This window comes from Bacillus hominis, from assembly GCF_030348325.1.
GTDB classification, from domain to species: domain Bacteria; phylum Bacillota; class Bacilli; order Bacillales; family Bacillaceae_G; genus Bacillus_A; species Bacillus_A hominis.
Genome location: NZ_JAUCFS010000005.1, coordinates 3,664,937 through 3,685,619, shown reverse-complemented (window position 1 = coordinate 3,685,619; position 20,683 = coordinate 3,664,937). Strand labels below are relative to the sequence as shown.

26 protein-coding genes are annotated in these 20,683 nt (G+C 36.2%); 22 read left to right on the top strand and 4 right to left on the bottom strand.

Annotation, left to right across the window (positions count from 1 at the left end):
* Window positions 1-35: 35 nt before the first annotated feature.
* From spoIIAA to QUF93_RS21510, 12 genes are all read left to right on the top strand, one after another.
* The gene (gene spoIIAA, locus QUF93_RS21565) at window positions 36-386 is read left to right on the top strand and encodes an anti-sigma F factor antagonist (protein WP_002088460.1); all 351 of its coding nucleotides are present in this window, start codon (window positions 36-38) and stop codon (window positions 384-386) included.
* Window positions 387-827 carry an anti-sigma F factor gene (gene spoIIAB, locus QUF93_RS21560; protein ID WP_001243400.1) on the top strand — a complete coding sequence of 147 codons (441 nt, stop codon included), beginning with the start codon at window positions 387-389 and terminating at the stop codon, window positions 825-827.
* 12 nt (window positions 828-839) lie between these two features.
* The gene (gene sigF / locus QUF93_RS21555) at window positions 840-1,598 is read left to right on the top strand and encodes an RNA polymerase sporulation sigma factor SigF (RefSeq protein ID WP_002122210.1); all 759 of its coding nucleotides are present in this window, start codon (window positions 840-842) and stop codon (window positions 1,596-1,598) included.
* Between the two features lie 157 nt (window positions 1,599-1,755).
* Window positions 1,756-1,854, top strand: coding sequence for a methionine/alanine import family NSS transporter small subunit (locus tag QUF93_RS21550; RefSeq protein ID WP_000016829.1), 99 nt, complete (start codon window positions 1,756-1,758; stop codon window positions 1,852-1,854).
* Between the two features lie 115 nt (window positions 1,855-1,969).
* The gene (locus QUF93_RS21545; RefSeq protein ID WP_289360135.1) at window positions 1,970-2,590 is read left to right on the top strand and encodes a stage V sporulation protein AA; all 621 of its coding nucleotides are present in this window, start codon (window positions 1,970-1,972) and stop codon (window positions 2,588-2,590) included.
* Window positions 2,583-2,999 (top strand): stage V sporulation protein SpoVAB, encoded by a 417-nt coding sequence (spoVAB, locus tag QUF93_RS21540; RefSeq protein WP_289360134.1) that lies wholly within the window; start codon window positions 2,583-2,585, stop codon window positions 2,997-2,999. Before QUF93_RS21545 ends, spoVAB begins: the two co-directional genes overlap by 8 nt.
* A 12-nt stretch (window positions 3,000-3,011) precedes the next feature.
* Window positions 3,012-3,470, top strand: a complete 459-nt coding sequence (gene spoVAC / locus QUF93_RS21535) for a stage V sporulation protein AC (RefSeq protein WP_002122202.1) — start codon at window positions 3,012-3,014, stop codon at window positions 3,468-3,470.
* Window positions 3,471-3,483: 13 nt separating this feature from the next.
* Complete coding sequence (spoVAD, locus tag QUF93_RS21530) at window positions 3,484-4,500, top strand: stage V sporulation protein AD (RefSeq protein ID WP_289360133.1); 1,017 nt, start codon at window positions 3,484-3,486, stop codon at window positions 4,498-4,500.
* Between the two features lie 3 nt (window positions 4,501-4,503).
* Complete coding sequence (spoVAE, locus tag QUF93_RS21525) at window positions 4,504-4,854, top strand: stage V sporulation protein AE (protein WP_002122198.1); 351 nt, start codon at window positions 4,504-4,506, stop codon at window positions 4,852-4,854.
* Window positions 4,855-4,859: 5 nt separating this feature from the next.
* Window positions 4,860-5,429, top strand: a complete 570-nt coding sequence (spoVAEA, locus tag QUF93_RS21520; protein WP_128281060.1) for a stage V sporulation protein SpoVABEA — start codon at window positions 4,860-4,862, stop codon at window positions 5,427-5,429.
* Entirely contained in the window at window positions 5,416-6,888 is a 1,473-nt protein-coding gene (gene spoVAF, locus QUF93_RS21515) for a spore germination protein SpoVAF (protein ID WP_289360132.1), read from the top strand. The genes spoVAEA and spoVAF overlap by 14 nt, the downstream gene beginning before the upstream one ends.
* Window positions 6,889-6,985: 97 nt before the next feature.
* Entirely contained in the window at window positions 6,986-7,789 is an 804-nt protein-coding gene (locus QUF93_RS21510; protein WP_289360131.1) for a Cof-type HAD-IIB family hydrolase, read from the top strand.
* Window positions 7,790-7,819: 30 nt separating this feature from the next.
* Here QUF93_RS21510 and QUF93_RS21505 read toward each other — a convergent pair whose 3' ends face one another.
* Complete coding sequence (locus QUF93_RS21505; RefSeq protein WP_289360130.1) at window positions 7,820-8,686, bottom strand: DUF1002 domain-containing protein; 867 nt, start codon at window positions 8,684-8,686, stop codon at window positions 7,820-7,822.
* A 187-nt stretch (window positions 8,687-8,873) separates the two neighbouring features.
* On the opposite strand from QUF93_RS21505, the gene QUF93_RS21500 reads away from it, so the two are divergent.
* Complete coding sequence (locus tag QUF93_RS21500; RefSeq protein WP_000853785.1) at window positions 8,874-9,311, top strand: peptidylprolyl isomerase; 438 nt, start codon at window positions 8,874-8,876, stop codon at window positions 9,309-9,311.
* Window positions 9,312-9,795: 484 nt separating this feature from the next.
* Window positions 9,796-10,164 (top strand): GNAT family N-acetyltransferase RibT, encoded by a 369-nt coding sequence (gene ribT / locus QUF93_RS21495; protein WP_000908403.1) that lies wholly within the window; start codon window positions 9,796-9,798, stop codon window positions 10,162-10,164.
* 20 nt (window positions 10,165-10,184) lie between these two features.
* Here the strand turns inward: ribT and QUF93_RS21490 are convergent, their stop codons facing one another.
* Complete coding sequence (locus QUF93_RS21490; RefSeq protein WP_289360129.1) at window positions 10,185-10,703, bottom strand: DUF309 domain-containing protein; 519 nt, start codon at window positions 10,701-10,703, stop codon at window positions 10,185-10,187.
* A 99-nt stretch (window positions 10,704-10,802) separates the two neighbouring features.
* Complete coding sequence (locus QUF93_RS21485) at window positions 10,803-10,898, bottom strand: YjcZ family sporulation protein (protein WP_000510194.1); 96 nt, start codon at window positions 10,896-10,898, stop codon at window positions 10,803-10,805.
* A 169-nt stretch (window positions 10,899-11,067) separates the two neighbouring features.
* Between QUF93_RS21485 and QUF93_RS21480 the strand changes: the two genes are divergently transcribed.
* From QUF93_RS21480 to phnF, 6 genes are all read left to right on the top strand, one after another.
* Entirely contained in the window at window positions 11,068-11,811 is a 744-nt protein-coding gene (locus QUF93_RS21480) for a segregation/condensation protein A (RefSeq protein WP_289360128.1), read from the top strand.
* Window positions 11,812-11,968: 157 nt separating this feature from the next.
* Window positions 11,969-12,541 carry an SMC-Scp complex subunit ScpB gene (gene scpB, locus QUF93_RS21475; protein WP_002088435.1) on the top strand — a complete coding sequence of 191 codons (573 nt, stop codon included), beginning with the start codon at window positions 11,969-11,971 and terminating at the stop codon, window positions 12,539-12,541.
* A gap of 78 nt (window positions 12,542-12,619) precedes the next feature.
* Entirely contained in the window at window positions 12,620-13,522 is a 903-nt protein-coding gene (locus QUF93_RS21470; protein ID WP_002122184.1) for a ComEC/Rec2 family competence protein, read from the top strand.
* Between the two features lie 206 nt (window positions 13,523-13,728).
* Window positions 13,729-14,871 carry an N-acetylglucosamine-6-phosphate deacetylase gene (gene nagA / locus QUF93_RS21465; RefSeq protein ID WP_289375983.1) on the top strand — a complete coding sequence of 381 codons (1,143 nt, stop codon included), beginning with the start codon at window positions 13,729-13,731 and terminating at the stop codon, window positions 14,869-14,871.
* Between the two features lie 4 nt (window positions 14,872-14,875).
* Window positions 14,876-15,664 (top strand): glucosamine-6-phosphate deaminase, encoded by a 789-nt coding sequence (gene nagB / locus QUF93_RS21460; protein ID WP_289360126.1) that lies wholly within the window; start codon window positions 14,876-14,878, stop codon window positions 15,662-15,664.
* Window positions 15,594-16,325: a phosphonate metabolism transcriptional regulator PhnF gene (gene phnF, locus QUF93_RS21455; RefSeq protein WP_078172874.1), complete on the top strand. Its 732-nt coding sequence runs from the start codon at window positions 15,594-15,596 to the stop codon at window positions 16,323-16,325. Before nagB ends, phnF begins: the two co-directional genes overlap by 71 nt.
* A gap of 73 nt (window positions 16,326-16,398) precedes the next feature.
* Here the strand turns inward: phnF and QUF93_RS21450 are convergent, their stop codons facing one another.
* A complete protein-coding gene (locus QUF93_RS21450; RefSeq protein ID WP_002122177.1) occupies window positions 16,399-17,217 on the bottom strand; it encodes a Cof-type HAD-IIB family hydrolase in 819 nt (272 codons plus the stop codon).
* A gap of 165 nt (window positions 17,218-17,382) precedes the next feature.
* Here QUF93_RS21450 and glcT point away from each other — a divergent pair, with 165 nt between their 5' ends.
* Both glcT and ptsG read left to right on the top strand, forming a co-directional pair.
* Window positions 17,383-18,231, top strand: a complete 849-nt coding sequence (gene glcT / locus QUF93_RS21445) for a glucose PTS transporter transcription antiterminator GlcT (RefSeq protein WP_289360125.1) — start codon at window positions 17,383-17,385, stop codon at window positions 18,229-18,231.
* A 339-nt stretch (window positions 18,232-18,570) separates the two neighbouring features.
* Window positions 18,571-20,634 (top strand): PTS glucose transporter subunit IIABC, encoded by a 2,064-nt coding sequence (gene ptsG / locus QUF93_RS21440; RefSeq protein WP_289360124.1) that lies wholly within the window; start codon window positions 18,571-18,573, stop codon window positions 20,632-20,634.
* The last annotated feature ends 49 nt before the right edge of the window (window positions 20,635-20,683 follow it).

Below are 20,683 nucleotides of genomic sequence, written 5' to 3'. Positions count from 1 at the left end.
TAATGAGTAAAGTTTGAGCATAAGGAGGAAATCGTGTGAGTCTTTCCATGCATTTAGAAGTAAAACGTGACGTCTTATGTGTGAGGCTAGAGGGTGAATTAGATCATCATACTGCTGAAGAGTTGCGAACGAAAGTAACAGATATGATTGAGACACATGGTGTTCATCATATTGTTTTGAGCCTAGAGAACTTAACATTTATGGATAGTTCTGGTTTAGGCGTTATATTAGGCCGATATAAACATGTAAAGGGATTAGGTGGAGAAATGGTTGTCTGTGCAATTTCACCGCCTGTTAAACGTTTATTTGAAATGTCAGGTCTATTCAAAATTGTTCGTTTAGAAGAAAGTGAAGCGCATGCGCTCGCGACGTTGGGGGTGGCATAAATGAGAAATGAAATGAACCTTCAATTTTCAGCGTTAAGTCAGAATGAATCATTCGCTCGTGTTACGGTAGCTGCTTTTATTGCGCAATTAGACCCGACGATGGAAGAACTAACAGAGATTAAAACAGTTGTGTCAGAAGCGGTTACAAATGCAATTATTCATGGGTATGAAGGAAATGCAGAAGGTGTTGTTTATATTTCAGTGATTTTGGAAGAAGCAATGGTGAAACTCACGATTCGAGATGAAGGGATTGGTATCTTTAATTTAGATGAAGCAAGACAACCCCTTTTTACAACTAAACCTGAATTAGAGCGTTCCGGAATGGGATTTACTATCATGGAAAATTTTATGGATGAAGTAGAAGTTATTTCAAACGAATCTTTCGGGACAACAATCCATTTGACAAAATACTTATCAAATAGTAACGCTCTATGCAATTAAGGAGAATAGCCAATGGACATAGAGGTCAGAAATGAGAAGAAGAAACCTCAGTTAAAGGACCACGAGCTAAAAGCGTTAATTCAAAAAAGTCAAGATGGAGATCAACAAGCAAGAGATACAATCGTTCAAAGTAATATGCGTCTCGTATGGTCGGTTGTGCAGCGATTTCTTAATCGAGGATACGAACCAGACGATTTATTTCAAATTGGATGTATTGGACTCTTAAAATCGGTAGATAAATTTGATTTGTCTTTCGACGTGAAATTTTCAACATATGCAGTTCCAATGATTATCGGTGAAATACAACGATTTTTACGTGACGATGGATCAATTAAAGTAAGTAGATCTTTAAAAGAAACAGGAAACAAAGTCAGAAAGATGAGAGACGAGCTTTCGAAAGAATTTGGAAGGGCTCCAACGATTAATGAGGTAGCAGAGGCTCTTGAACTAACGCCGGAAGAAGTTGTTCTGGCGCAAGAAGCGAGTCGTGCTCCTTCGTCGATACATGAAACTGTGTATGAAAATGATGGAGATCCAATTACTATTTTAGATCAAATTGCAGATCAATCGGAAACGAAATGGTTTGATAAAATTGCTTTAAAAGAAGCAATTAGAGAACTGGATGAACGAGAACGGCTAATTGTATATTTGCGCTATTATAAAGACCAAACCCAATCAGAAGTTGCGGAGCGCATAGGTATTTCGCAAGTACAAGTTTCAAGACTTGAAAAGAAAATATTAAAACAGATGAAAGATCGAATAGATGAATAGCTATCTATTCGATTTTTTTTGTTGTAACGTATGGTTGGTCGATAGCGGCAGCGTTTCTTATAGTCGCACAAGTTATTAGTCTGAAAAAATGGAATGCACAAATACATTCAGACTCTGCCAAGCTTGAAAAAGAATGGAAGGACCGAGGTGTTTCATGATGAGCGGATCAGCGATTATGATGATGGTTATAGGTATGGTAGTCATTTGGGGAGGACTTGCATTAAGTATTGCAAATTTATTTAAGAAAAAGGCGTAGCTGAAAAACATCTGTACCGAAACGGTACAGATGTTTTTTTATGAAAAAATTGTATTAGAAAAAAATTCAATAACCATACTACAACTACGAGGAAGAGTGAAGAGGTGAATGAAAATTGGAACGAACAATTTATATTAAAATGCGAAATCGATTAAAAGTTTCTCCTACATATGAAGTAAAGCTGAGTGATGTGGCTCAACTTGCCGGAGATTCTTTAGTAGTTGAGTCGTTACAAAATGAAATAGTTTATAAAATAACAAAGCTTGATAAAACGCATGTTGTAATTGATGTTATGAAAGTGATTGAGATTATTCAACAAAAAGCAGCGCACATACAAATTAATTTACTCGGTTCTGGACAAACTCTTGTTGAAATTATATATGAAAAAAAGAAAGTGCACCCGATTTTCTTCGGACTTGTATGGTTGTTACTTTTCATTGGAGCGGCCCTTGCGATCATTTATTTCCATGAGGATGTAAGTATGCAACAAGTACATCAACGGTTATATTACATGATTACTGGAGAGTTTAAGGAGCAACCGCTTTTATTTCAAATTCCATATTCACTAGGTCTTGGGTTAGGCATGATCCTGTTTTTTAATCATGTATTTCAAAAACGCATTAATGAAGAGCCAAGCCCATTAGAAGTTGAGATGTTTCAATATCAGCAGTCACTCGATCAATACGTAATCGTTCATGAAAATAAGGATAATACGAAACAGATTGCTGATGATTGAGTTTGCATTTGTTGTATTAATTGGTTTAGCTGGAGGAATTGCTGTAGGGAGTGGATATGTTGCATTTTTAGCTGTTCTCGGTATAATTCCACGTTTAGCTCAATTAACGAGAAGTGGAAAGCATATTCAATATTTTGAGTGGGCAGTCATTGCAGGTACTTTAACAGGGGCTTGGTGTAGTTTGAAAAACATTACATTTCAAACATCACAATATTGGCTCGTAATATTAGGGTTATTTTGTGGAACATTCATTGGAATGCTTGCGGCGGCATTAACAGAAGTGTTAAACGTTTTACCTATTTTAGCGAAACGGGTAGGGGTAGAGGGGAAAATTGTTATTTTGCTCGTTGCTCTTGTACTTGGAAAAGTAATAGGCTCATTGTTTCACTGGATTTATTTCGTAAAGTAGGAGGCAATATATATGGTAGGGCGAAAATTGAAAGATGATTACATAAATAAAGTGAAGGAGTACCATCCAAAACCGAACTATTTCATAAATTGTGTGAAGGCATTTCTTGTTGGTGGATTCATTTGTACCATCGGAGAAGTGTTGATGAAATTTTATATACATTACTTTCACTTTAGTGAGCAAGAGGCAGGAAACCCTACAGTTGCAACTCTCGTTTTACTATCAGCGATTTTAACAGGGTGTGGTGTATATGATAAAATCGGGCAGTTTTCTGGAGCGGGATCAGCAGTACCAGTTACTGGATTTGCGAATTCTATGGCGAGTGCCGCGCTAGAACATAGGAGTGAAGGGGTTGTTCTAGGAATCGCTACTAACATGTTTAAGCTTGCAGGAAGTGTCATTGTATTTGGAGTCGTCGGTGCATACATTATCGGCTTAATAAGATATACATTTCAAATTTTAATGTCTTAAAGGAGGGATAGGTATGAGATTGACAGGAAAACAAACGTGGGTATTTCAAAATGATATCTTCGTGAATGCAACTGGTACTGCTGTCGGTCCGAAAGAAGCTGAAGGCCCTCTTGGAAAGGATTTTGATATTTCATATTCTGACTTACATTGCGGAGAGGAAAACTGGGAACTTGCTGAACGAAGGTTAATGTCAGACTCGATTCAACAAGCGATGCAAAAAGGGAATATAAAAAAATCACAAATTGATTTCTTTTTAGCGGGAGATTTATTAAACCAAACAGTGACAGCAAATTACGTTGCGCGTGAGTATGGTATTCCTTTTTTAGGGATGTTCAGCGCTTGTGCGACGTCAATGGAAACTTTGGCGATTGGATCAGCTTTTATAGATGGGGGATTTGCAAATCGTATTTTAGCTACAGTAAGTAGTCATAATGCGACGGCTGAAAGACAATTTCGTTACCCAACAGAATATGGAGGTCAAAAGCCAGGGACAGCAAACTCAACTGTTACTGGAGCAGGGTCAATATTGATTAGCAATGAGGAGAGTGCAATTAAAATAACAGCAGCAACAATCGGCAAAGTACAGGATTTAGGAATTGCTAATCCTTTAGATATGGGATCAGCGATGGCACCAGCTGCTGCTCATACAATTCAACAGCATTTTGAAGATTTGAGAAGAAGTGCAGCTGATTATGATCTTATTGTTACTGGTGATTTATCAGCTGTTGGGACACCAATCGCGAAACAACTTTTACTTGAGGAAGGTTACGATCTTGGGCATATATATAATGATTGTGGATTAATGATTTACGATTCCGGTCAAGAAGAAGTGTTTGCAGGTGGTAGTGGCTGTGCTTGTTCAGCTGTTGTCACATATGGTCATTTATTACGCGAGATGCAAAAAGGGAATTTACAACGAATTTTTGTCGTTGCTACTGGTGCATTATTAAGCCCGATGATGATGCAACAGAAAGAAACGATTCCGACGATTGCGCATGGTGTCGTATTTGAGAGAGCTAAAGGAGAGTGAATTGTGGATTTTATATATGCATTTCTTGTAGGCGGAGCTATTTGTGTAATTGGACAAATCTTGTTAGATTTCGCAAAGTTAACACCAGCTCATTTAATGGCAACTTTTGTAGTTATCGGAGCAATTTTAGATGGATTCGGATTGTACGATAAGCTTATAAAGTTTGCAGGTGCTGGGGCAACAGTCCCTATTACAAGTTTTGGACATTCACTATTGCACGGAGCAATGCATGCGGCAGAAAAACATGGATATATAGGAATTGGCATTGGCATGTTTAGTTTAACGTCTGCGGGGATTTCCGCAGCGATATTATTTTCATTTTTTGTTGCACTTATATGTAAACCGAAAGGATAAATCAAATGAGACGAAGGGTTGTTTTAGTCACAGATGGAGATGAATATGCAAAGCGGACAATTGAGCTGTTAACAAAGGAATTTGGGGGAAGGTGTATTTCAACATCGCAAAGTAATCCGACCAAATTGACAGGGAAGAAAGTTGTTGAGCTTATTATGCAAACGCCATATGACCCTGTATTTGTCATGTTTGATGACAGCGGATTTATAGGAGAAGGATCTGGTGAAAAGGCGTTAAAGTATGTCGCAACACATAAACAAGTTGATGTACTGGGTATTTTAGCAGTAGCATCTAATACACATCATTGGGAATGGGCGCGTGTAGATGTAAGTGTAGATCGGAATGGGAATTTGACAGAATACGGCGTTGATAAATTTGGACTCCCAGATGGTGAAATTGGCAGGATTAGTGGGGATACGATTTATTGTTTAGATGATCTGAATGTTCCTGTCATTGTGGGAGTCGGTGATATTGGCAAGATGTGCGGAAATGATGAATGGGAGAGAGGATCACCTATTACTAAAAAAGCAATTCAATTAATTTTGGAAAGGAGTGGGTTTTATGACGAAGCCTAAAAAAGTGAATATACCTATCTCAACTTTCATAAGCGATAATGAAAATTATTTAAAGCAGACGGTTGGATTAGGTGTTACATACGATGTTGGTATTCGTAAATTTCAAATTTTAAATAAAGAAATTGGTGTGTTATTTGTAAATGGACTTTGTGATACGAATTATATTATCCCTATTTTAGAAGAAGCGGTGGATACAAATGAAATAAGGGATGTAGAAGAAGATACAGTAAAGCTTTTAGAGAATCGTCTAATTCATCAACAAGTAAGTAAAGTAAAAACGATGGATGATGTAATGCTCCAAGTATTATCAGGACTCATTGTTATATTTGTGGAAGGTGAAACAGAAGCGTTCGCAATAGATGTTCGTAGTTATCCGGGCCGGACACCGACAGAACCAGATACAGAAAAGGTAGTGCGTGGTGCAAGGGATGGCTTTGTTGAAAATATCGTTGTAAATACAGCGTTAATTCGTAGAAGGATACGCGACCCACGTCTGCGAAATGAAATGATTCGAGTAGGGGATAGATCGCAAACGGATATTTGTATTACATATGTACAAGATGTTGCAAATCCGGATTTAGTGAAGATTATAAAACAAGAATTAAATAACATTGAAGTAGATGGGATTACGATGGCGGATAAAACGGTAGAAGAATTTGTAGTCAAACAAGGTTATAATCCATTCCCGCTTATCCGATACACAGAAAGACCAGATGTAGCAGCAAATCATCTGTTAGAAGGACATGTGTTAGTACTCGTTGATACATCGCCAAGTGCTATGATCACTCCAACAACATATTTTCACCATTTACAGCATGCAGAAGAGTTTAGACAAAATCCAGCTGTAGGTACATTTTTACGTTGGGTACGTTTTTTAGGTGTTATATTTTCGCTGTTTTTACTGCCATTTTGGTTAGTTTTTGTTTTTGATCCAACTCTTTTACCGGAAAGTCTAGCTTTCATTGGACCGAATAAAATGACGCATTTACCGATTTTATTACAAATTTTGATGGCGGAAATCGGACTCGAATTTTTAAGGATGGCTGCCATTCATACACCGACATCATTGTCGTCGGCAGCAGGATTAATTTCAGCTATATTAATTGGTCAAATTGCAATTGATGTAGGTTTGTTTGTACCAGAAGTTATTTTGTACGTAGCAGTTTCTATGATTGGAGCATATGCTACGCCAAGTTATGAGTTAGGGCTTGGGAATAAGATTGGAAAATTATTTGTTATTATTTTGACGGGTATATTTCATGAGATGGGATTTGTCATCGGAATGACGATATTGATTTTATTTTTAGCTTCTATTAAAAGTTTACAAACACCGTATTTATGGCCATTTTTACCGTTTGATTGGGGCGCGTTAACGAAAATTTTACTCCGTCCAACTATGTCTAGTTTAAAAGTGCGTCCTAGTATTGTACGACCTCAAAATGTAAGAAGACAAAAATAAACGGGATTATGCTCCCGTTTATTTTTTTATTGAAAATTTATTGTTTTTTTAACAAAAACCAAACATTTTTTGTGTACACTTAGAGTAGATATTGTGTATGAAAGGGGAAGAGGACATGATTAAATTATTTGTAAGTGATTTAGATGACACGCTCGTTTACAATGTGAATGATATGCAAAAAGAAGATGAACGAGCGCTTTGTTGGCTAGCTGAAAAAGGGACAAATATTTGTTTTGCCTCTGGCCGTTTTACTCACCGAATTGATGAGGCGGTAAAAAGGTTTTCGTTCCCGTATTACACAACTAGTTTAAATGGAGCGACAATGATACTACCGGATGGAAAAGTATTTCATGAATCGAGTTTTGAAGATGGGGTTGCCCAGGGAATATATCGATATATACATAAAAAGGGACTAGCAGATATTGTTTGTGCAAATGAGCAGCGATATACAAAAAGGAAGAATGAACATCATCATACTTTTGAAGAGTATATGGGAGTGCATATTGCTGAAATCGAAGAACTAGAAGAGGAATTTGGGAAGACTGTACATCCTGCGAAATTGTTTGTTTTTGGAGAAGAAGAAAAAATTGTAGCATTAGATCAAGAGTTGCGAGATACATTTCATAGCGAAGCGGAAGTTTTTATATCGGGTAAGCGCTATGTTGATATTATGCCAAGAGGTGTAAGTAAAGGAAGCGCTCTGAAGCGATTAATGGAACATTTACAAATTGAAGCAAATGAAGTTGCATGTATTGGAGATTCTTTCAATGATATTTCTATGTTTGAAGTAACCCCGCACTCCTTCACCCTCCATCATGCTCATCCGTATGTGAAGGAGAAAGCAAATCATGTTGTTCGTTCGGTTGAAGAAGCTGTTATGAAATTACCATTACTTGTATAAAAAGAAGCTCGTCACTGACGAGCTTCTTTTTTACTGGAATAAAGATTTAACAAAATCAATGATACTAGAGAAGAAATCTTTAACTTTATCTAAGAAACCTTGACCTTCTTCAGATCCTAAAAAGGCAGAAACGTGTTCTTTTGCTTTATTTAATTGACTGCCAACTTGATCCCAATCGATATTAAGATTTTTCATTTTATCAAATAACGCTACTAAGTTATCTAGCTGTTCATCTGTTAATGTAATGCCGAGTTGATCAGCAATTTTTTGAATTAATGAACGTAAATCTTCTGTTGTTTTTGGCTGTTCTTTTGCAATTTCTTCTTTAATTTTTGCCACAAGTTGAACTGCTTTTTCTTCACCAATTTTATCGCCGAGCTGGGCTGTTTGCACCATTTCTTCATTGGCTACTTTTTTTACTTCTTCAGGAATTTCTTTGTTCGATGTTGTTTCATAGGCCTTCATTAAACCTGTTAAAGCAGCAGTTCCTGAAACTTTGAATGGCGCAGTAATTTGAATTTCTGCATCTTTCACACCTGCTGTAATAAGTGCATTTGTGTACATTGCATCTGTTATGGAATTAATGTTTTTCGAACGTACAATGAGACCAGATCCTGGCTTTGTGTATGTAATCATAGAAGAGGAAATTGCTCTCGTACCAATTTGTGCTTTTGGAACAATTCCATCTAGAAATTTATGTTCTTCCGCATTAGACACAGTAATGATTGTAGCATCTTTTGGCGCTTTCATTTCTTTTAACAGATCTTGTTTTTGTTGTTCAGATAAATTTTCTCCTAGTGTAACAATTGATTCTCCTTCAATGATGTCTGCAAATGAAGCTGTTGGCATTATAAATACCGTTACAGCTAATAGCAGAGCTAGTAATTTCGCTTTCACGAAAAATCGCTCCCTTTCTCTTTCTAAAATTTTCGGGCAACACAGTTATTATAGTATATTTTTAAAATTTGTCACCTAGCTTTTTCCACATTTCAAAAAAGAAGTATGCAGATTGTCGGATTCTTTTTGTTTCTCGTCATGAATATGGTAATATAGTGCTGAGATAGTTGAAAGGAGACATATACATATGAAAACTTTAGGATACATATTAATGGAAAATGGCGAAAAAATCGATTTAGAATTTTTCCCAGAAGAGGCACCAAAAACAGTAGAAAACTTTAAAAAATTAGCAGAGCAAGGATTTTATGATGGCGTGACATTCCACCGCGTTATTCCTGGCTTCGTAAGCCAAGGTGGAGACCCAACAGGTACAGGTGCAGGTGGCCCAGGTTACTCTATTCCATGTGAGACTGATGGGAATCCTCATAGACACCTTGTTGGATCACTTTCTATGGCACATGCTGGTCGTAATACAGGTGGTAGCCAATTCTTTGTTGTTCATGAGCCACAACCGCATTTAGATGGCGTACATACTGTATTCGGTAAAGCAACAAGCGGTATTGAAACGGTATTAAACATGCGTCAAGGTGATGTAATGAAAGAAGTTAAAGTTTGGGAAGAATAAGTTATGGGAAAAAGAGAGCGATTTTGCTCTCTTTTTTTATTTCCTATAAACAGGAATTGGTATATATTTTAAAGTATATGACACAAATAGGACGGCTACTAACGTTAAATTATATTGTTCATGAGAACACACTTTTAACAAAATACATAGGATGGAGTACGAATTATATGCTTCAATAAATGGATTTCTCTTAACATATTGCTTTTGGTAGAACTATTTTGTTCAAAAATGGTTAATAAATGAAATGTGATAAGCAAGGATTCTCCTTTTAGTTCCTATACAGTATTGTCTCTTTTTTGAGCGGTGTAATAGAAAGAAATAGCGTGGAAACATATATTTGACTTTCTTCTTAACGCTTTGTATGATTATCAAGTTGTTTCAGCCTCTTCTCACTCTGGTAAAAATATTGTAGAATGAATGTGATATGAAAAGAGTGATTGATGGGATAAATAGTTTGTAACTTTTGTAAGAAGGGATAAGGGTTATGTTAATTCGTTTTAAAAAAAGTTATGAAAAAATTGCAATGGGGCTTCTTTCATTTATGCCAACTGAAAAAGATGTAAAAACATTACAATTGACAATGAAAGAGTATGAAGCGAAAGAGGATTGGCAATTGTATTTGTGGAAACAAAATGAAGATTTTGTTGGGATAATGGGGATTATAAAAAAAGAAGATCAGGTATTGGAAATTCAGCATTTGAGCGTGAATCCGTCTCACCGTCATATGGGGATTGGGACGAAGATGGTTCAAGAGCTTAAGAGTAAATTTCTTGAGTTTACAATTTGCGGAAATGAGCAAACAGCAAGTTTTTGCAAAAAGTGTAAAGAGCTTGAACAAAATATACATTCATGAAAGCAGGGATAAGTAGTTTATTATCTCTGCTTTCTTTTTTGTAGTTGTTCGTGTCGTTCAGAAATGACTTCTGTTCGATCACGTAACGTGTGCTTATTTATGATGTATTCACCAGGAATGACGTTCACATCTTTCCAAGAGAGGTTTTGTTTCTTACATAACTGTATGCATTGTTTTTCTAACGATGCGTCTAGTAAGGGTAAAAATAACGGCGCGAAAATTTCCTTTTTGTGGATAGATTGTAACCTTTCATTTAATAAGAATATAAGTTGTTTATGATCTATTCCTAATTGATGTAAGGGCGCACTGTTCTTTTCTAAAAGTGCTATTGCGCTTTTTATCATCTTCTCTGCACCATTCCAGTTGGATCGTCTGTGATGGTATAAGGAAACAGCAATTTGAATGAGACCGACTAAGTAATTGTCGCGTTCTCCTCTAGGTTTTAATTTCCAATACTCTTCTAATATTTCATGACATTCAAAATAATCATAGTCTCCGTGAAAATGAATTAAAAATTGTATGTACTCGGTAGGATACATTTTTTTCGCTCCTGTCTAACGGTTATATGTACAGTGTATCATAGAAATATTAACAATAAGCGACTAGGGAAATATCCCTAGTCGCTTTATTGCTTCATGTTAGCAGAAGCAAGCTGCTCCTACAATGATTAGTAAAATGAACAGTACAACAAGTAATGCGAACCCACCGCTAAAACCGCAATCAACGTGACCCATAGTTTTTTGACCTCCTACATTGTTCTTACTACATTGTTATCATATGAAGCCGTGGGCATTATGACATGGGCATAGGTCTATTTTTAATTAAATTTCTTAAAAAGGTTGGATAGAACATGAGTATGCTCTATACTTATGTTGTTATAGAAAAAATGTGGTGGGATGCTTTGTGCAGTATAATTTTAAAGTAGAGGCTTTTGAAGGGCCTTTAGATCTATTGTTACATTTAATACATCGTTACGAAATTGATATATATAATATTCCTGTAGCGGAAATTACAGAGCAATATCTATCTTATGTCCATACGATGAAAGAATTACAATTAGATGTTGCCAGTGAGTATTTAGTAATGGCTGCAACGTTATTACAAATTAAAAGTAAAATGTTGTTACCGAAACAAGAAGAAGATGTACCTGATAACGGTGAAGACTTTATAGATGACCCTCGTCAAGAATTGATGGAGAGGTTAATTGAATATAAGAAATATAAGCAAGTTGCTACTGAGTTAAAAGAAAGAGAACAAGAAAGAGCACAGCTATATACACGTCCGCCAATTGATTTTACATCATTTCAACAAGAAGAGGAGACAAGCTTACCTCTTGATGTTACGTTATATGATATGTTAGCGGCATTTCAAAAGCTAATGCGTCGTAAAAAAGCAAAGACCCCCGTAACAACGCGAATTACGCGCCAAGAAATACCAATTGAACAGCGAATGACTGATATTCTACAACAGTTAGAAGTAAAAGGCGGTCGTCAAAGCTTTTATGATTTGTTTGCTGATGAAGAACGTGAAATAATGGTTGTAACATTTTTAGCGGTTCTTGAGCTAATGAAAAATCAACAAATCATAATTGAACAAGAACAGAATTTTGATGAAATTTTCGTGTTAAGCTCTAATAAATCCGTATAGAGCCAGCATGTGAAGATGGGATAGAAACATTTTATCTTAAGTTAGGTTTTAATGTATCGTTTGGAACGAGAGAAGAAATATTGAACCGAACGCATTTACTGTGATTCGGTTTTTTTATGTGTATTTTTATGGAAAATAGAAGGAAGGAGTTCGTAAAATGGATAGAAAAGAACAAAAAGCGATTATTGAAGGGCTTTTATTTGTTGCAGGTGACGAAGGGATTTATCCGGAACAGATAGCTAAAGTTCTGGAAGTTGAAGTGGAAGAAGTAATAAACAGTATAGAGGAAATGCAAAAAGAATGTGAAGGATCGAATCGAGGTCTGCAAATTGTACAATATGCAAAAGTGTATCGTTTTGCAACAAAGAAAGAACATGCTGCATACTATCAAAAATTAATAAATACCCCAACAACGGCTTCACTGTCTCAAGCAGCTCTTGAAACATTGGCAATCGTTGCGTACCGTCAACCGATTACAAGGACAGAAATGGAAGAGATTCGAGGAGTGAAAACAGACAAAGCATTACAAACGTTAGTTTCACACTTACTTATAAAAGAAACGGGAAGAGCGGAAGGGCCGGGGCGTCCTATTTTATATGGAACGACGAAAGAATTTTTAGATACGTTTGGATTGAAAACATTAGATGATTTACCACCTCTTTCAGAAGAAAATGAACAAATGAATGAAGCAGATTTATTCTTTGGTTCTTTACAGGAATTATCAAAATAAAAGCTTAGCATTTTGCTAAGCTTTTTTTGTATATCAATTACAGAGCGTGCCATACTAAATGAAAAAAGGAGACGAGTTATGAAAGGTGTACGGAGTATTCTATTGTTGGTTTCTGTTTTATTATGTTTTTCGTTAAACAGCGCATCGGCTAAAAGATATATGATGTCTATTCATACTACGTCTTCTATACATATGCAGCGGCAACATTTTGGTAAAATGAAAGTGAGTTTTTTAAAAGTTGGGCAAGGTGATGCGACACTTATTACATTGCCAAATGGTCAAACGATGTTAATAGATGGGGGCCCTTATGAAGCAGGAGAGGTTATTATTCAAAAATTAATTGAAAAAGGAATTAATCACTTAGATGTGATTGTAAGTACTCATCCTGATATGGACCATATAGGGGGGCTTATTCCAATTGTAGAACAAATGCCGGTTTCACTCGTATTAGATAGTGGAAAAACATATAGTTCACTTACTTATCATACATATCGGAATAATATTAAAAAAAGGGGCATACCTTTCATTTCAGTGAAGGAAGGACAATACATACCGCTAGATCCACATGTTTCTATACAAGTATTGAACAATGGTAAATCGAAAGACGAGAATAATGAGTCCTCAATTGTGTTAAAGATTCGATATGGTAAAGCGGACTTTTTATTAATGGGTGATGCTGATATACGGACGGAAAATGAAATATTAAAGCAATTTGATGTACATGCAGATGTATTAAAAGTTGGGCATCATGGCTCGTATACTTCAACGAGTGAAACATTCTTAAAAAAAGTAGATCCACAATTCGCTATTCTTTCGTACGGGAGTAGAAATCCGTATGGGCATCCTCATCAAAGTGTAGTAAAACGATTAAAACAGCGTGGTATAATGATATACGGAACAAACAAGCGTACTGTAGAAATCGAAACAGATGGTGAACATATTACTATGGGGACGAGTGGTCTTATGCCATTACTTAAGTAACTAATTATATAAGAGGGTATTTTCCATTTTGGAAAAAATGAATAATATATATTATAATGAAAAAGAAATCAATTTCCTTTTTTCGCTGAACGAAGAGGAAATTTCATTAGAATGTATAGACAACTACTTGTGTGTATATTAAGATGGAATTAGGCGAATAAGGTAATAATAATAAGTAGGTATTTCATGGGAAAGGATCGATGAAAATGAAAACGCAAGTTGTCATCAATGCCAAAATTTATACAGGTAAAGAAGTAGTGGAAAACGGATTTATTCGTTACGCAGAAACAGTTAAAGAAATTGGTTTGATGGCTCAATATGTATCACAAGAAAATGAAACTGTGTTAGATGTGGCAGGAAAGATTGTGATTCCAGGTATGATTGATGTTCATATTCATGGTGGATACGATATTGATGCGATGGATGCAAATAGCGATGGATTAGTAACTCTTGGTAAAGAAATGTTAAAAGAAGGAGTTACAACTTACTTCCCAACAACAATGACACAAGCTCCAGAAGCGATTGAAGCGGCGCTAAGTGCTGCGAAGGAAGCGAAAGATAAAGGAGCACATTTCGAATATATTCACTTAGAAGGACCATATGTTTCAAAAAAACGTGCGGGTGCACAGCCACTTGAACATATTGTTCCTGCGAGTATCGAGCAATTTAAACAATGGCAGGAAGCAAGCGGTAATCTAATTAAATTAGTAACATATGCACCGGAAGAAGAAGGTGCGTTAGAGTTTGAACAGTATCTTGCTGAAACAGGTGTTGTTGGCACAATGGGGCATACAGATGCGATTGATGCACAACTGAAAAATAGAAAAATTACACATGCAACACATTTATACAATCAAATGCGTGGATTACATCATCGTGAACCAGGAGTCGTTGGTCATGTGTTATTAAATCCAGATGTAATGGTTGAAGTAATTACAGATGGTATTCACATTCACCCTGATATGGTGAAATTAGCATATAAATTAAAAGGACCGAAAAAAGTAAGTGTCATTACAGATGCAATGCGTGCAAAAGGTCTTGAAGAAGGATTATATGAGCTTGGCGGACAGCCAGTACATGTAAAGGATGGCAGTGCCCGATTAGAAGATGGAACGTTAGCTGGTAGTATTTTGAAAATGGATCAAGCTTTCCGAAATGTAATTGAATTTACAGGATGTTCAATCGAGGACGCAGTGTTGATGACATCAGTTAACCAAGCAGAAGAGTTTGGATTAAATAATAAAGGCGCGTTAGTGGTAGGTAAAGATGCAGACTTTGTTGTTATGACTGAAGAATTACATGTATATGATACGGTTCGTTTAGGAATTCATATGAAGGAAGGGAAGTAATTAAATGAATATTCTTGTTGTAAAAACTCCAGAAGAATTAGCAGAAGCAGGTTATAAGTTAATTGAAGAGGTTGTAAAATCAAAAGAAAATCCAACATTAGGAATGGCTACAGGAAGCTCTCCATTAGGTATTTATGCAGAAATGCGAAAAAATAAACTTGATACAAGTCATGCAACCACTGTAAACTTAGATGAGTACGTAAATTTACCACACGAAGATAAAAACAGCTATCACTATTTCATGCAAGAACAGTTGTTTGATCATCTTCCATTTAAACAAACTTATGTACCAAACGGGATGGCAAGTGATTTAGAGGAAGAGTGCAAGCGTTATGAAGGCATTCTAGTAGCTAACCCAGTTGACTTACAGATTCTTGGAATCGGTGAAAACGGTCACATCGGATTTAATGAGCCAGGAACACCATTTAATTCTCCAACTAACATTGTGGAATTAACAGAATCTACACGCCAAGCAAATCTTCGCTTCTTTGAAAATGAAGAAGATGTGCCGACTCATGCGATTACAATGGGAATTGGAAGTATTATGAAAGCGAAACAAATTCTACTTGTTGCTATGGGATCTAAAAAGGCAGAAGCTATTAAAGAATTATTGCAAGGTGAATATAGTGAGGCGTGTCCTGCTACAGTTTTACAACGTCATCCGAATGTAACCGTAATTGCAGATCCAGAAGCTCTATCTTTATGCAGTGAGGCGATTGCTGATGAACATCGACAAGTATTCACCATTTCCGATCTATTATCAGATTCAAGAGTGGGTGAAACAGCTAATTGAGGAAGGTGAATGGAAGCCGGGAGATAAAATTCCATCTGAGAATGAACTTTGTGATAAGTTCGAAGTGAGTCGTATGACAATCAGACAGGCGATTAATAACTTAGTGGAACAAGGTTATTTATACCGGAAACGTGGGATTGGAACGTTCGTCCAACTTCCGAAAGTGGAGCAAAAGTTGCAAGGAATGACGGGATTCACAGAAGATATGATTTCTCGTGGTATGAAACCGAGCAGCCAGTTATTAAGTTTCCGCCTAGTTCCAGCTACTGCTAAAATAGCAGACCGGCTGAGAATACAAGAGGGAGAGTCGGTTTATGAAGTGAGGCGTACTCGCTTAGCTGATGACGAACCGATTGCGTTTGAGACGACATATTTGTCGCCAACTCTTGTGAAAGATATTAACGAAGAAATATTGCAACAATCTTTATATGAACATTTAGAGAAAAAACTGGGCTTTAAGCTTGTTCGCGCTACTCAATCAATTGAAGCTTCAATTGCAACGGATAATGAAGCTGAACATCTGCATATTCCTAAAAAGGCGCCTGTACTTGTAATGCGTCAATGGTCATATTCAGAAGGTGAGTTACCGTTAGAGTATGTGAAATGTATTTATCGTGGTGATCGTTACAAGTTTATTACGAACATCGCACGTAACAAGTAATACATTTCAGCTTGTGAAGTACAGTGAACTTTGATGTTTTTAACATGTAAAGAAATAAAAATACGACTCATCCTTATAAGGATCGAGTCGTATTTTTATTTGCTTCTTCATTATAAACAAGTACTTGGTTAACGGCATCTTTGACAGCATCTACTACATAGTGAGCGTGCTCTTTTACCGCGTCATCAGCTTGAGACATAGCAAAACTATGAGGAGTTAAAGAAAACATTGGAATATCATTGTAAGAATCCCCTATGCACGCAACTTCATCTGGTTGTATTTGGAACTCTTGTAATAAAATAGAGATAGCAGAACCTTTACTAATATTTGGTGGCATCACATCTAAACATTGTTCAGCTGAAATGAAAGTACTAACTTTTCCATGGAACTTTTCATCAATCTTTTTTTGAAGGAGTTGTAAGTTTTCCTTTGTACCACCGATAGAAATTTTATTTGGAAAAATTGTATCATCGATTTTCTTTAATAAATTTGGTTCTTCAACAGAAGTCATTGTTACTTGTTTTTCGAGTTCATGAATAAAAGGTGTCTTTTCTTCAATATAGTAATTATGCTCATCACTTACATAACGGAAATAAGGGTCTTCATTTGTCATTGCTAACAAATCAGGTAGAATACTGGAATCGAATGTTGCAGATAATAGTTGTTTATTTTCATGTGTATATACGAAAACACCGTTCACACTAATGCGATGAAAATTTGTATTTACAGCCTTCATTAAGTCTGCGATTTCATTGTCAAGTCGCCCGGAAGCGAAACAAAGAATAACATTTTGCTCAGCAAGACTGCGAAGTGCTACAATATCTTGCTCATCAATTAGACCTCCATGTTGCATCATTGTACCGTCAATATCACTTACAAACATTTTAATCATGTTGCTATCTCCTTTCTATGTACAGTTGCTCTTACATTATACGCATCATATGCAAACATGTCTAAAAAATGAATTTTTATCAAATGGTAGATGTTTTACATTGACGACAAAGAAGAATGTTCTGTAACATAAAAGCAGGCTATTTAAGTACGAGGGTGGTGTTATATGAGTAATTATCTGGAAATTAAAAAAGTTTTAAATAATAATGTCATCATTGCTAGCCATCCTGAACACGAGGAAGTAGTAGTGATCGGTAAAGGAATTGGATTTGGAAAAAAGGCTGAAGATGTGTTGGAGCAAGAACAAATTGAGAAAATGTTTGTTTTAAAAAATGAACGTGATCGAGAACAATACAAACTTTTAGTGCCACATGTGAGTGAAAAGCTAATTGAATTGATGAATGATATTATGTTATACATTCAAGAAAAAGCGAAGTCTCCATTAAATGAACATATTCATATCGCTTTAACAGATCATATTTCTTTTGCAATTAAAAGGCTGAAACAAGGACTTACAATAGATAATCCTTTTTTAGTTGAAACGAAAATGCTATATCCAGAGGAATATGAAATTGCTGAAGGAGTTGTGCAACTTTTAAATTCTCGTTTGCAAATTACATTGCCAGAAGGAGAAGTTGGCTTTATCGCACTCCATATTTACAGCTCGCTTACAAACTCTGATTTATCTTCTGTTAATCAAAATTCCCGTCTTATTGCACAACTTGTTTCTTTAATTGAGACAAGCCTACAAATTACATTAGACCAAGAAAGCATTCATTATTTACGCCTTATTCGTCATTTGCAATATGCTATTGAACGGGTGAAAAAAGGAGAAAAAGTAGAAGAAGCACAAAGTTTTGCTGATTTATTAAAATTAGAATATCCAGTTTGTTACAATTTGGCGTGGAAGTTAGTCAAAGTAATGCAGAACGAATTACAACTGCCTGTTTATGAAGCGGAGAGTATTTATTTAACGATGCATTTACAACGATTAGTGAAAGCAGAAAATGTGTAAAAAGACATATATTTTTGTCTAAAATGAAAACGTTAAAAAAAATGATTGAATCGCTTACAATAGTTATGTATAATAACTATTGCAAAGTTATACAAAATTCGACAAACACATTAAGGTAAATAACGAAAACGTTTGCCTTAATTATAGTGAACTTATACGTAATCCTATTTTTGACACGTGTTACTGATTCGATCAGGCATGAGTGGAGAAAAGCTGGGAATGTAAGCTAAAGAAAGGGACATACTACCCTTTGTATAGCTATCGTTCTATCTTTTTTTCCTCATGCCTTTTTGGCGTTTGTCGAAAAGTATCAATATAGATAAGAGAGGAAGGGTTTCCATGTTTAAGAAGATCTTTGGTGTTCTTCAAAAAGTCGGAAAAGCGCTTATGCTTCCAGTAGCGATTTTACCGGCAGCAGGTATTTTACTTGGATTTGGTAATGCATTTCAAAATCCACAACTAACAAATGTTATTCCTGCTTTAAAAGCAGATTGGTTCGTAATGGTTGCAAAAATTATGGAACAATCGGGTGATATTATTTTCGCTAACCTTGCGCTATTATTCGCAGTTGGGGTAGCAATCGGTTTAGCTGGTGGAGATGGAGTAGCTGGTTTAGCAGCGTTCGTCGGCTACTTAATTATGAACAAGACGATGAGTGTGTTCTTAGAAGTAGATAAGTTAGTGAAAGTAACAAGCACTGGAACAGATCCAGTGAAAATTGGATTTTCAGATCCAGCATATGCAAACGTATTAGGAATTCCGACACTGCAAACAGGAGTATTTGGTGGTATTATCGTCGGGATAGTAGCGGCATATTGCTATAATAAATACTTCAACATTGAATTACCATCATACTTAGGTTTCTTTGCAGGTAAGCGTTTCGTACCGATCGCAACTGCAACATTCTCTTTAGTAGTAGGTATTATCATGTGCTTCGTTTGGCCATACATTCAAGGTGGCTTAAATACGTTCTCACATCAAATGATTGATGCAAATAGAACGTTAGCAGCATTTATATTCGGTTTAATCGAACGTTCATTAATTCCATTTGGATTACATCACATTTTCTATTCACCGTTCTGGTTCGAATTCGGTCAGTATACAAATGCAGCTGGCGAATTAATCCGTGGTGACCAAAAAATCTTTATGGCACAGTTAAAAGACGGCGTAGAATTAACAGCTGGTACATTTACAACAGGTAAGTATCCGTTCATGATGTTCGGTCTTCCAGCAGCAGCTTTAGCGATGTACCATGAAGCACGTCCGGAAAATAAAAAATTAGCAGCTGGTATTTTAGGATCTGCTGCATTAACATCATTCTTAACAGGTATTACAGAACCACTTGAATTTTCATTCTTATTCGTAGCACCAGTATTATTCGGAATTCACGCTGTATTCGCTGGTCTATCATTTATGACAATGCAAATTTTAGGTGTTAAAATTGGTATGACATTCTCTGGTGGTTTAATCGACTTTATCTTATTCGGTGTACTACCAGGCCGTACGGCATGGTGGTGGGTAATTATTGTTGGTCTTGTACTAGCAGTTATTTACTACTTCGGATTCCGTTTTGCAATCCGTAAATGGAACTTAAAAACACCTGGTCGTGAAGTGGCAAATGCTAATGACGGCGCAGGAAAAACAGAAGCAGGCGAGCTTCCTCGTGAAGTATTAGTAGCACTTGGTGGTAAAGAAAACATTGCTTCTTTAGATGCTTGTATTACTCGTTTACGCGTTCAAGTTAACGAACAAAAAAATGTAAATAAAGACCGCTTAAAAGAGCTTGGAGCAGCTGGTGTACTTGAAGTTGGAAATAACATTCAAGCGATTTTCGGACCGAAGTCTGACACATTAAAATCACAAATTCATGATATTATGTCAGGTCGTACACCTCATGTTGAAAAAGAAGAGCCTGTAAAAGTAGAAGAAGCTCCTCAACAGGTTGATGAAAATGAAACAATCGTTTCACCAATTGAAGGGAAAATCTTACCGATTACAGAAGTACCTGACCAAGTATTCTCAGGGAAAATGATGGGAGATGGATTTGCGATTGAGCCAACAGAAGGAACAGTAGTTTCTCCGGTTAATGGTGAGATTGTAAATGTATTCCCTACAAAACATGCGATTGGTATTCAGTCTGAAGGTGGAAAAGAAATTTTAATCCACTTCGGTATTGATACCGTAAAATTAAATGGTGAAGGCTTTGAAGCACTTGTAGCACAAGGTGATAAAGTGAAGCAAGGGCAACCATTATTAAAAGTAGATCTTGCATTTGTAAAAGAAAATGCACCATCTATTATTACACCAATCGTCTTTACGAATTTACAACAAGGGCAACAAGTCGAATTGAAAAAAGATGGAAATGTTAAGAAGGGCGAAAACGCTATTATTGACATTCAGTAGGAATTTGACGCAAAATGTTTATAATTATAATAGGCGATGTGGTTGACCG

Bases quoted from the DNA above. Each gene is read 5' to 3' on its own strand.
- spoIIAB (WP_001243400.1), top strand. From the start codon at position 387: ATGAGAAATGAAATGAACCTTCAATTTTCAGCGTTAAGTCAGAATGAA.
- sigF (WP_002122210.1), top strand. From the start codon at position 840: ATGGACATAGAGGTCAGAAATGAGAAGAAGAAACCTCAGTTAAAGGAC.
- QUF93_RS21550 (WP_000016829.1), top strand. From the start codon at position 1,756: ATGAGCGGATCAGCGATTATGATGATGGTTATAGGTATGGTAGTCATT.
- spoVAB (WP_289360134.1), top strand. From the start codon at position 2,583: ATGATTGAGTTTGCATTTGTTGTATTAATTGGTTTAGCTGGAGGAATT.
- spoVAC (WP_002122202.1), top strand. From the start codon at position 3,012: ATGGTAGGGCGAAAATTGAAAGATGATTACATAAATAAAGTGAAGGAG.
- spoVAD (WP_289360133.1), top strand. From the start codon at position 3,484: ATGAGATTGACAGGAAAACAAACGTGGGTATTTCAAAATGATATCTTC.
- spoVAEA (WP_128281060.1), top strand. From the start codon at position 4,860: ATGAGACGAAGGGTTGTTTTAGTCACAGATGGAGATGAATATGCAAAG.
- spoVAF (WP_289360132.1), top strand. From the start codon at position 5,416: ATGACGAAGCCTAAAAAAGTGAATATACCTATCTCAACTTTCATAAGC.
- QUF93_RS21510 (WP_289360131.1), top strand. From the start codon at position 6,986: ATGAAAGGGGAAGAGGACATGATTAAATTATTTGTAAGTGATTTAGAT.
- QUF93_RS21500 (WP_000853785.1), top strand. From the start codon at position 8,874: ATGAAAACTTTAGGATACATATTAATGGAAAATGGCGAAAAAATCGAT.
- ribT (WP_000908403.1), top strand. From the start codon at position 9,796: ATGTTAATTCGTTTTAAAAAAAGTTATGAAAAAATTGCAATGGGGCTT.
- QUF93_RS21490 (WP_289360129.1), bottom strand. From the start codon at position 10,703: ATGTATCCTACCGAGTACATACAATTTTTAATTCATTTTCACGGAGAC.
- QUF93_RS21485 (WP_000510194.1), bottom strand. From the start codon at position 10,898: ATGGGTCACGTTGATTGCGGTTTTAGCGGTGGGTTCGCATTACTTGTT.
- scpB (WP_002088435.1), top strand. From the start codon at position 11,969: ATGGATAGAAAAGAACAAAAAGCGATTATTGAAGGGCTTTTATTTGTT.
- QUF93_RS21470 (WP_002122184.1), top strand. From the start codon at position 12,620: ATGAAAGGTGTACGGAGTATTCTATTGTTGGTTTCTGTTTTATTATGT.
- nagA (WP_289375983.1), top strand. From the start codon at position 13,729: ATGAAAACGCAAGTTGTCATCAATGCCAAAATTTATACAGGTAAAGAA.
- nagB (WP_289360126.1), top strand. From the start codon at position 14,876: ATGAATATTCTTGTTGTAAAAACTCCAGAAGAATTAGCAGAAGCAGGT.
- phnF (WP_078172874.1), top strand. From the start codon at position 15,594: ATGAACATCGACAAGTATTCACCATTTCCGATCTATTATCAGATTCAA.
- QUF93_RS21450 (WP_002122177.1), bottom strand. From the start codon at position 17,217: ATGATTAAAATGTTTGTAAGTGATATTGACGGTACAATGATGCAACAT.
- glcT (WP_289360125.1), top strand. From the start codon at position 17,383: ATGAGTAATTATCTGGAAATTAAAAAAGTTTTAAATAATAATGTCATC.
- ptsG (WP_289360124.1), top strand. From the start codon at position 18,571: ATGTTTAAGAAGATCTTTGGTGTTCTTCAAAAAGTCGGAAAAGCGCTT.